The following is a 10,447-nucleotide window of genomic DNA, read 5'->3' as shown; positions in this document are numbered from 1 at the left end:
CAACAATAGGGCGTAATCACCCACAGTGATGCGGAGTGTGCGGTGCGGATACCCACCCGATCCATCGTCGCGGCCTGGGCGCTCTCGGTGGCGCTCCTCGCCGGGGGCTGCGCGGGCGCCGGTGTCAAGCAGGACAGGGCGGGCGAGATGGTCCTCCTGGAGGCCGCCACCGACCGGGGGCCCGAGCCCTTCACCGCCGCCACGGACACCGGCACCCCCAGGCCGGAGTCCCCCCATGGCACCGCCAGGGTCCAGCCCGGCGACGTCGAGGCACCCCTGCGCGCGGCCCGTACCGTGTCCGGCGCCACACCCGGCCTGTACCGGGGCACCTCGCACGTCGCCGCCTGTGACGTCGAGCGGCACATCGGCCATCTGGCGGCGGACGAGGCCAAGGCCGACGCCTTCGCCCAGGTGGCCGGCGTCAGCCGGTCGGCGCTCCCCGGCTATCTGCGCGGCCTGACCCCGGTCGTCCTGGGCGCCGACACCCGCGTCACCAACCACGGCTACCGCGACCGTCGGGCGGCCCGCTACCAGGCCGTGCTCCAGGCCGGCACCGCCGTCCTCGTCGACGACCGGGGCGTGCCCCGGGTGCGCTGCGCCTGCGGCAACCCGCTCAAGCCGCCCGCGCCGACCCGTGGCGGGGCCGGGGCCCGTGGCACCCCCTGGGCCGGCTACCAGCCGAACCAGGTGATCGTGGTGGCCCCGGCGCCCCGGGCCGTCACGAGCATCACGATCGTCGACGCGGCGACCCGTACCTGGATCGAGCGCCGGGTCGGCCACGACGTCCGCCGGGACCGGGTCGTGTCCCCGCCCGCGCAGACCGCCCCCAGCCCGGCCCCGTCCGACCCGCCGGACGCCGGACCGCGGGTCACCGGCCGGCCCAGCCCGCGCGAGAACGCCCCGGCCGCGTCGCCGTCCCCGCCCGGCACGCAGCGGTCCCCGGCCGGCACGCAGCCGTCCCCGCCCGGCTCCGCGGTGCCGGACGCCCGTAGCGATCCCCCGGACGGCGCCAGCGGGCTCGCGGACCGGAACCCCGGGACGACGGCGCAGGAGCCGCCGCCCGCCGAGGACGCCCCCGATCCCGATCCCGTTCCCGATCTGGCCCGCGATCTCTCCCTCGACCTCTCGGTGGCCCCCTCGGAACCGGGCGGCTCCGACTCGGGCGCCGCCGATCCGAGGGCCGCCGATCCGAGGGCTTCCGATCCGAGGGCTTCCGATCCAGGTACCTCTGATCCGGTGGCCTCCGATCCAGGTACCTCTGATCCGGGGGCCTCCGACCCCAGCGCCTCCGATCCGGGGGCCTTTGATCCCAGCACCTACGATCCGAGCGCCTCCGATCCGGGGGCCTTTGATCCCAGCGCCTACGATCCGAGCGCCTTCAACCTGGGCGCCTACGATCCGGGCGCTTCCGATTCGGCCGGCTCCGACCCGAGGGCGTCCAATCCGGGCACCTCTGATCCAGACACCTCCGACCTGAGCCTCACCGGCCTGAGCCTCACCGGCCTGAGCGACCTGGACGCCTCCGCCGACACCGGACCGCCCAGCGTGCCCGACCTCCCGGACCTCCCCGACGGTGGCGGCATGATCCCGGACGGCCCGCCCGCCGCCCGGTCCGGCACCGCGCCGGGCACGCCCGGTACCGTCCCCGCCCGCCCCTCCGGAGAACCCGGCGGCTGAGCGCGGACCCGGTGTCGCCGGGACCGTCGCCGGGGAGACCAGCCGCCCCCAGCGGCCCCTCGTGTCACCGATCAAGTCGAAGAATCGGCCGGTTCCTGGCAAGGTGGGCCCATGGCCGATCGGGGAGCGAGCGCCCTGTCACTCCCGGAGGACTGGCCCGCACACCCGGACCCGATCCTCGCGCTGAACCGCATGGGCAGCTTCGACTGGGACCTGGACGTCGGTCTGTTCCACATGGACGCCCAGGCCTTCGAGGTGTTCGACCTGCTGCCCGAGGAGTACGACGGGCGCCCGGAGACCCTGGCCGTCCGGGTGCCGCCGCCGGAGGCCGCCCGGCTCGACGCGGAGGTCGCCCGGGCGATCAAGGACGGCAGCGAGAACTACGGCGCCTACTTCCGCATCCGCTGCCGCGACGGCACCATGCGCTGGACGCACACCCAGGGCTACATCCGGCGCGACGACACCGGCCGCCCCCGCCGGGTCGTCGGCATCGTCCGCGACGCCACCGAGGAACTCGCCGACGGCGCGGCCCGCAGTCTCCGGGCCGCCCAGGACGAGGCCTTCCGGCAGCAGACCAGCGTCGTCCAGGTCATCTCCGCCGCGCTCGCGCACGCCCGCAGCGTCCAGGACGTCATCGACGTCCTCAAGGACACCCACGGCATCCGGCATCTCGGCGCGGCCAGCCTGGTGATGGGCCTGGTGGAGGCGGGCCGGATCCGGCTGGTGGCCGAGGGCCCAGTGGGCAGCTTCGTCCCGGGGACCCGCGTCACCCGGATCGACGAGCCGTACCCGATGAGCGAGGTCGTCCGCACGCTCAGCCCCCGGTTCATCGAATCGCCCCAGGAGTTCGCCGACGGCTACCCGATCCTCTGGCCGCACCTCACCGACCTGCACATCACCTCGGCCGCCTACCTGCCCCTGATCGCCCAGGCCCGCCCGATCGGCGCGATGGGCCTGCTCTACGACGACCGGCGCGGCTTCTCCGCCGAGGAGCGCGCCGTCCTGGTCGCGCTGGGCAGCAGCATCGCGCAGAGCCTCATGCGGGCCATGCTCTACGAAGAGGAGAAGGACCTCGCCCAGGGCCTCCAGCAGGCCATGCTGCCCCGCACCATCCCCAGCGTCCGCGGTGCCGACGTCGCGGTCCGCTACCGCTCGGCCGCCCTGGGCCGGGACGTCGGCGGCGACTGGTACGACCTGATCCCGCTGCCTGGCGGCAGCCCCTCCGGGGGAGGCCGGGTCGGCGCGGTCATCGGGGACGTGCAGGGCCACGACACGCACGCGGCGGCCGTCATGGGCCAGCTGCGGATCGTGCTGCGCGCCTACGCCGCCGAGGGCCACACCCCGGCCACCGTGATGGCCCGCGCCTCCGTCTTCCTGCACGAACTCGACACCGACCGGTTCGCCACCTGCCTGTACGCCGAGGCGGACCTGTCCACCGGAGTCGTCCAGGTGGTCCGCGCCGGGCACATCGACCCGCTGGTGCGGCACAGCGACGGCAGCTGTACCCGGGTCCCCGTCGAGGGCGGGCTGCCGCTCGGCCTGTCCGCCGAGTTCGGGCGGCTGGAGTATCCCGTCGCCACCCTCGAGCTCGATCCCGGCGACACCCTGCTGCTGTGCACCGACGGGCTGGTCGAACAGCCCGGCGCCGACCTGGACGACGGCATGCGCGGCCTGGTGGCGCTCGTCTGCGACGGCCCTCACGAGGTGCGCGATCTCGCCGACCGGCTGATCCAGCTGGCCGAGGAGCGGGGTGGCGACGACGACGTGGCCCTGCTCCTGCTGCGCCGCCGCGCCCCGGAGGCCACGCGGGCCGGCGGCCGGCTCCGGCAGCATGTGGTGCCCGGTGACCCGGAAGCCCTGACCCAGGCCCGGCACATGATCCAGGGCGCGGTCCGCGCCTGGGGCGCCCACGACCTCGCCGACGAGATCGAGCTGGTCGCCGACGAGCTGATCACCAACGCGCTGATGCACACCGAGGGCTCCGCGATCGTCACCCTGCGGGCCCTGGACGGCGGCGACCACAGGCTGCGCATCGAGGTCGAGGACTGCTCCAGCGCCCTGCCGCGGCGCCGCGACGCGGGCGAGATCGGCGCGTCCGGCCGCGGTCTGGTCCTGGTGGAACGGCTCTCCGACAGCTGGGGCGTGGAGGCGCGGGGCGGCGGCAAGGCGGTGTGGTGCGAGTTCCGGGTGCCGTAGCCACCGGTCCGGGCGGGACGGCGGGGGAGGCGTTGTCGGTGCCGGATGGCACTCTGGACGTATGCCCGAACTGCCCGAGGTAGCAGCGCTGACGGACTTCCTCACCGAGCACCTGGTCGGACGGCGGGTGGTGCGGGTGCTGCCCGTGGCCATCAGCGTCCTGAAGACGTACGACCCTCCGGTCACCGCCATCGAGGGAGCGGAGGTGACGGCCGTGCGCCGGCACGGCAAGTTCCTGGACGTCGAGACGGACGCCGGGCTGCATCTGGTGGCCCATCTGGCCCGCGCGGGCTGGCTCCAGTGGAAGGACCGGCTGCCGGACGGCCCGCCGAAGCCCGGCAAGGGCCCGCTGGCGCTGCGGGTGGCGCTGGAGACCGGCGAGGGCTTCGACCTGACCGAGGCCGGCACCCAGAAACGCCTCGCCGTGTACGTCGTCCGCGACCCGGAGGAGGTGCCCGGCGTCGCCCGTCTCGGCCCCGATCCGCTCGCCGGCGACTTCGACGAGGACCGCTTCGCCGCCCTGCTCCAGGGTGAACGGCGGCAGCTGAAGGGTGCCCTGCGCGACCAGTCGCTGATCGCGGGCGTCGGCAACGCCTACAGCGACGAGATCCTGCACGCCGCGAAGATGTCCCCGTTCAAGCTCGCCGCCTCCCTCACCCCGGAGGAGACCCACCGCCTGTACGAGGCGCTGCGCGACACGCTCACCGAGGCGGTCGAGCGCTCCCGGGGGGTGGCCGCCGGACGGCTGAAGGCGGAGAAGAAGAGCGGCCTGCGTGTCCACGGCCGCACGGGCGATCCCTGCCCGGTGTGCGGTGACACCATCCGCGAGGTCTCCTTCAGTGACTCCTCGCTCCAGTACTGCCCCACCTGCCAGACGGGCGGCAAGCCCCTGGCCGACCGCCGGCTGTCCCGCCTGCTGAAATGACCAGGGCTGAGCTGCTGAGATGAGCGCCGCGCTCAGCGCTGGCTGTCGCGGAAGCCGATGACCACCGCTCCCCACCAGCACACCTGGGACACGAGAGCCGTGGCGACGCCCCAGGCGAGCAGGCGCGGCGCGACCGACCCGCCCCGCCGCGCCCGCATGCGCCGGGCGAGCAGTCCGGCCTGGAGGCCGTTGAGGGTGAGCCCGAGCACCAGGGCGAGCTTGATCCGGGTGAGGGTGGCGCCCAGGTCGGGGTGGAGCAGGACGCCGCTGGCCACCAGCCCGGCGAGTCCGGACCAGATCGGCACGTGCGGCCGGTGGGTGCCGTTCAGGGCCTCCGTCAGGGAGCACCGGCCGGTCAGCCAGAGCAGGGCGTGGTAAGTCGGCGGCCAGGACGGCGCCGAAGCCGAGCACCAGGGAGGCGAGGTGGACGAAGAGCGCCGCGGTGTGCAGGGGGTGCGGTTACCGTGCCCGTACCGTGACCAGCCGTTTCCCGTCCGTGGTCCGGATCTCGAAGCGGGCGATCTGGTCCGGGTGCATCGCTGCGGCGCCCATCGTGGTGGTGGCCCGGGTGCCGTCGTCCGCGTTGGTCCAGCCGGCGACGACCTGTTCCGTGCCGTCGCGGCCGACCGCGACCAGCCGGCAGGTGTGCGCCCCGGAGGCGTCCTTGACCTCCAGTCGCAGATCGCTGCCCCAGTCCTGGTCCGCCGAGGTGACCCGCGCCCACACCCCGGTGTCCGGATCGGTCGCCGCGGCGACCTGCGCGGCCGGGTCGGTGTGGCCGGCGAACGCCACGATCCCGGGACCCGCCACGGCCAGCACCACCGAGGCGGCCAGGCCGTACAGCGTCCGGCGGCGCCGCGTCCGCCGCAGGCGCGCCAGCTCGCCGAGCAGTCGGTCCAGCAGCCGTGGGCCGGGCTGTGCCATGGGGTGCACGAAGCGCGGCGTGGCGCGGCGGTACAGCATCAACTGCCGGGTCGTGGCCCCGAATTCGGTCACGTGTGCCGCGCACTGAGGGCACTCCATGAGGTGGTCCTCGAAGCGGAAGGCCTCCGCCTCGTCCAGCACGCCGAGCGCGTACGCGCCGACGTCGCGATGCCTTTCCAGGGACCTCATGCCGAATCCTCGTGCCGATGGGTGCGGGTGGGGTTACTCCTTGCTCCCACCCGTACGCAGCCGACCGCCGAATCACTCAAGCCGCGCACAGAATCGCGGACAAGAGATTCGGAGCGGCCCGGCCCGCGGATTGGTGTGAATTCCGGAAGGTTCAGAAGAGGTGGATCGCGAGGTGCCCGAGAGGCAGCCCCAGCCGCCAGGCCGGGGTCCACACCTTCGGCCCGTCGTCCTCCCCGAACACCGCTCCGCCGCCCGGCACCGCGTCCAGGTCCGGCGCGAGCAGTTCGGTCTCCTCCAGCCAGCGCCAGGCGTCCTCGGCCAGCGCCAGGTCCGGGCAGGGCGCGCGGGAGCCGGCCGCCCGCTCGGTCAGCTCGGCCATGCGCTCGCGCACCCAGTCCTGCCACGGCTGGTCGTAGGCGGTCAGCGACAGCCAGTTCTCCAGCTGGGAGATCACCCGGATGCCGGACAGCTCCCCGTCGGTGTCGGACAGGAAGACGGTCAGCGCCAGCGCGTCCCGGCCGGCCCGGAACTCGAAGGACGTCGGTGGCATCAGATCGCCGGTGCGCAGCAGCTCGTCGGCGATGTACTCGGCGTACAACCAGGCCATCGGAACGGCCAGTTCACCGCCGTCGGCGCCGTCCGTGCTCTCGTGACCTCTGTGCAGCATCCCTTCCTGCCTTCCTCCGGTGCGTGCGCGTCGCCCGAGCCCGTCGGGACTGCGCCCCGGTCCCCGCCGGAACGCGGATGAGGACAGCCCATGCCCGAACGGGGCCCACAGCAAGGCGCTTTACCGAGGTTTGACCAGGCTTCCGGTTTCAGCGCAGGTCGGCCGCATAACCCGGAAGGACCCGGCGCAGGGCGCGCAACGCGTAGTACGCGCGGGATTTCACGGTACCGGGTGGAATCCCCAGGGTCTGCGCCGCTTCCGCCACAGTGGCCCCGCGGAAATACACGAGTACCAGCACGTCACGGTGTTCCGGCGTGAGTGTCTTCACAGCCTCCCGGACGTCGAGCATCGCGGCGGCCCGCTCGGCGTGGTCGGCGGTCACCCGCGCGTTCTCGGGGACCTCGTCGCAGATCTCCGGGGGGCGCGCCTGCCGGGCCCGCCGGGCGTCGATCGCGAGCCGCCGGGCCACGGTGAGCAGCCAGGGCCGTACCGAGTCGAAGCCGTCGGCGTGCAGGGCCTCGGGATGCTGCCAGGCGCGCACCAGGGTCTCCTGGGCGAGGTCCTCGGCGCGCTGCCGGTCTCCGTCGCAGAGCCTGAACAGCAGGGCGAACAGGGGTCCGCCGTGCTCGCGCTGGAGCGCGGCCAGCTCGTGCTCGGCGGTCGTCGTCCCGGGGGTGAGTGAGGTTCCGGCCGTCATGGCCGTATGGCAGCGCAGGGCGCGGCCGGCGGACAGAGGGCGGACCCGGTTGTGCGACGGACGGTCGAACGCGTCGGCGAACGGTCGGACGAGCGGTACGTCAGCACCCGGGCGAGCGGTACGTCAGGACCCCGGACGGGCTAAGGACAGCTCCTGGACTGTTTATCCGACTCTTCAGATTCATACCCATATGCCCGTCACGGCTTCGTCTGTATATACGACAATCCTGGGGTGAGTTGATGATCGGACGCAGACAGCAGGTGGCCCTGGCCCTGACCGCCGTCCTCGCGGCCGGAGCCGCCTGCCAGAACCAGCACCGGGAGTCCGGCACGGAGGGACGCTCGGCGCCCGCCGCCGCCGACGGCTTCACCCTCGTCGCCTCCGGAGACGTGCTGCCGCACACCTCCGTCATCGAGCGCGCCTCCTTCGACGCCGGCGGCAGCGGCCACGACTTCCGCCCGATGCTCGCCGGCGTCCAACCGGTCGTATCCCGCGCCGACCTGGCGCTGTGTCACATGGAGACCGTCTACGGCGCCGACGGCGACTACGCCGGCTACCCCGACTTCAAGTCCCCGCCGCAGATCGCCCAGGGCCTCGCCGCCACCGGCTACGACGGCTGCTCCACCGCCTCCAACCACGCCCTGGACGACGGCGCCGCCGGCATCCGGCGCACCCTCGACGCCATGGACCGGGTCGGCCTCCGGCACGCCGGGACCGCCCGCGACGAGGCCGAGGCCCGCTCGGTCACGCTCCTGCGGGCGGGCTCCGCCAAGGTCGCCCATCTGTCGTACACCTTCGGCACCAACGGCAACGCGCTGCCGCCCGGACAGCCCTGGGCGGTCAACCTGATCGACGCCGACCGGATGGCCGCCGACGCCCGCGCCGCCCGGCGGGCCGGCGCCGACGTGGTCGTGGTCTCCGTGCACTGGGGCACCGAATGGCAGGACGAACCCGACCGGCAGCAGCTCACCCTCGCCCAGCGGCTCACCGCCTCGGCCACGGCCGGCCGCCCGGACATCGACCTGATCCTCGGCACCCACGCCCACGTCCCGCAGGCCTACGAGAAGGTCAACGGCACCTGGGTGATCTACGGGATGGGCGACCAGATCGCCGGCGAGATGTACAACGGCGAGGGCGCCCAGGACCCGCGGGGCAACGAGTCCACCCTCGGCCGCTTCACCTTCGCCCCGCCGGCCCGCCCGGGCGAGCCCTGGCGGGTCACCAAGGCCGAGTTCGTCCCGCAGCTGTACGACCTCGACGCCGGCCGGGTCGTCGACCTCAACAAGGCCATCGCCCAGGGCGCCGAACTGGAGGGGGTGCGCGACCGGATCAGGGACGTGGTGCTCAGCCGGGGCGCCGGGCAGGACGGCCTGGTCATGGCGGAGTGACTACGGGGCCGGCCGCTCCGCCAGCACCGAGCGGCGGTAGGAGTAGCCGAAGTAGATCCCACAGCCGATCGCGAACCACACCGCGAACCGCACCCAGGTCTGCCACTGGAGGAACGTGATCAGCCAGATCGAGAAGAGGACCCCCAGCGCGGGCACGACCGGCATCCCCGGCGTCCGGAAGGTGCGCGGCAGCTCCGGCTGCCGGTAACGCAGCACGATCACCGCCGCGCACACCACGACGAACGCCAGCAGGATGCCGATGTTGGTCAGCTCGGCCGCCTCGCCGATCGGGACGAACCCGGCGATGACGGCCGAGGCCAGCCCGACGATCCAGGTCACCCGGGTCGGCACGTGCCGCGTCGGGTGCGTCTTCGCGAACCACCGGGGCAGCAGCCCGTCCCGGGACATCGAGAACCACACCCGGGTCACGCCCAGCATGAACGTGAACATCACCGTGAGGATGCCGATGATCGCGCCGACCGCGATCACGTCCGCCAGCGCGCCCAGACCGACCGACTTGAACGCCGTGGAGAAGCCGCTCTCCTTGTCGATGTCCTTGTAGTTCTGCATGCCCGTCAGCACCAGACAGGCCGCAACGTACAGCACCATGGAGATCACCAGCGAGTAGATGATCGCCTTCGGCATGTGCCGCTGGGCGTCCTTCGACTCCTCGGCCGCCGTGGACATCGCGTCGTAGCCGAACACCGCGAAGAACACCGTCGCGGCGCCGGTGAACGCCCCGCTCACGCCGAACGGGAAGAACGGCCGGTAGTTGCCCGTGTTGATGTGGAACACGCCCACGCCGATCACCAACAGCACCACCAGCACCTTCAGCGCCACCACGAACGTCTCGAAGCGGGCCGCGCTGCGGATGCCCTGGGTCAGCAGCCAGGCGATCAGCAGGCACAGCAGCGCCGCGAACAGGTCGATCCGGTGCCCGGCCCCGGTGCCGGGCGCGCCCAGCATCCACTGCGGCAGGTCGGCGCCCATCTGCTCAACCAGGAAGCTGAAGTAGCCGGAGATGCCGATGGCCACCACGGCCACGATCGCGGTGTACTCCAGCAGCAGGTCCCAGCCGATGAACCAGCCAGCGAACTCGCCGAGCACCGCGTACCCGTAGGTGTAGGCCGACCCGGCCTTCGGGATCATCCCCGCGAACTCGGCGTACGACAGCGCCGCGCACGCGCTCGCGACACCGGCGATCAGGAACGACACCAGCACCGCGGGCCCGGCCGTGCCGTTCGCCACCGTGCCGGCCAGCGTGAAGATGCCCGCGCCGATGATGCCGCCCACACCGATCGCGGTCAGCTGCCAGAGCCCCAGCGACTTGTCCAGCCGGGTGCCCTCGCCGACCTCCGTCTCCTCGATGTGCTCGATGGGTTTGCGCCGGAGAATCCCCTCACCCGCGCGGAGCCTGTCCATGGGCCTCACCTCTTCGCCGACGGCAAACGGCTGACGGCGGATCATGATGGCCCAGCCGACAGCCCCAGGGAAGGCGCCACGCACGGCCCACGGGGGTGTCCGGATCCGAGCGGTGGGACGGCGCGCGGCGCAGCGGACCCCGGCTGCGGGCCGGTGAGCGGGAGGTGCCGGGTCTGCTCACCGGCGAAGCCGGCCAGCGAGGGCGAGCCGGCGACTCCGGCAAGCGGTACGTCGCCGCAAACGGCCGGTGACGATCGCGGGGGGGGTGGGGGGGGGGGGGGGGGGGGGGGGGGGGGGGGGGGGGGGTGGGGGGGGGGGGGGGGGGGGGGGGGGGGGGGGGGGGGGGGGGGGGGGGGGGGGGG

10 protein-coding genes are annotated in these 10,447 nt (G+C 73.3%); 5 read left to right on the top strand and 5 right to left on the bottom strand.

The annotated features are described in order from the left end of the window. Positions 1–42 precede the first annotated feature (42 nt). The 3 genes from ACZ4WH_RS16680 (at position 43) to ACZ4WH_RS16670 (ending at position 4,798) form a co-directional block, all read left to right on the top strand. The gene (locus ACZ4WH_RS16680; RefSeq protein ID WP_468180946.1) at positions 43–1,677 is read left to right on the top strand and encodes a DUF6777 domain-containing protein; all 1,635 of its coding nucleotides are present in this window, start codon (positions 43–45) and stop codon (positions 1,675–1,677) included. A 111-nt stretch (positions 1,678–1,788) separates the two neighbouring features. Beyond that, positions 1,789–3,873, top strand: a complete 2,085-nt coding sequence (locus ACZ4WH_RS16675; protein WP_468180944.1) for a SpoIIE family protein phosphatase — start codon at positions 1,789–1,791, stop codon at positions 3,871–3,873. A 61-nt stretch (positions 3,874–3,934) separates the two neighbouring features. After that, positions 3,935–4,798, top strand: coding sequence for an Fpg/Nei family DNA glycosylase (locus ACZ4WH_RS16670; RefSeq protein ID WP_468180942.1), 864 nt, complete (start codon positions 3,935–3,937; stop codon positions 4,796–4,798). A gap of 32 nt (positions 4,799–4,830) precedes the next feature. On the opposite strand, the gene ACZ4WH_RS16665 is transcribed toward ACZ4WH_RS16670, so the two are convergent. The 4 genes from ACZ4WH_RS16665 to ACZ4WH_RS16650 all read right to left on the bottom strand — a co-directional run bounded on the left by ACZ4WH_RS16665 (position 4,831) and on the right by ACZ4WH_RS16650 (position 7,275). Next, positions 4,831–5,103 carry a hypothetical protein gene (locus ACZ4WH_RS16665; protein ID WP_468180940.1) on the bottom strand — a complete coding sequence of 91 codons (273 nt, stop codon included), beginning with the start codon at positions 5,101–5,103 and terminating at the stop codon, positions 4,831–4,833. 154 nt (positions 5,104–5,257) lie between these two features. Beyond that, positions 5,258–5,911 (bottom strand): zf-HC2 domain-containing protein, encoded by a 654-nt coding sequence (locus ACZ4WH_RS16660; RefSeq protein ID WP_468180938.1) that lies wholly within the window; start codon positions 5,909–5,911, stop codon positions 5,258–5,260. Positions 5,912–6,062: 151 nt separating this feature from the next. Further along, positions 6,063–6,578, bottom strand: coding sequence for a hypothetical protein (locus ACZ4WH_RS16655; protein WP_468180936.1), 516 nt, complete (start codon positions 6,576–6,578; stop codon positions 6,063–6,065). A gap of 148 nt (positions 6,579–6,726) precedes the next feature. After that, a complete protein-coding gene (locus ACZ4WH_RS16650; RefSeq protein ID WP_468180934.1) occupies positions 6,727–7,275 on the bottom strand; it encodes a sigma-70 family RNA polymerase sigma factor in 549 nt (182 codons plus the stop codon). Positions 7,276–7,514: 239 nt separating this feature from the next. Between ACZ4WH_RS16650 and ACZ4WH_RS16645 the strand changes: the two genes are divergently transcribed. Beyond that, positions 7,515–8,663, top strand: a complete 1,149-nt coding sequence (locus ACZ4WH_RS16645; RefSeq protein WP_468180932.1) for a CapA family protein — start codon at positions 7,515–7,517, stop codon at positions 8,661–8,663. Here the strand turns inward: ACZ4WH_RS16645 and ACZ4WH_RS16640 are convergent, their stop codons facing one another. Next, complete coding sequence (locus ACZ4WH_RS16640) at positions 8,664–10,085, bottom strand: amino acid permease (protein WP_468180930.1); 1,422 nt, start codon at positions 10,083–10,085, stop codon at positions 8,664–8,666. 95 nt (positions 10,086–10,180) lie between these two features. Between ACZ4WH_RS16640 and ACZ4WH_RS16635 the strand changes: the two genes are divergently transcribed. After that, positions 10,181–10,336 carry a hypothetical protein gene (locus tag ACZ4WH_RS16635; protein ID WP_468180928.1) on the top strand — a complete coding sequence of 52 codons (156 nt, stop codon included), beginning with the start codon at positions 10,181–10,183 and terminating at the stop codon, positions 10,334–10,336. Positions 10,337–10,447 lie beyond the last annotated feature (111 nt).

It is taken from the genome of Streptomyces sp. NPDC029138 (assembly GCF_055564375.1).
This window is presented reverse-complemented; position numbering and strand designations above follow the sequence as displayed.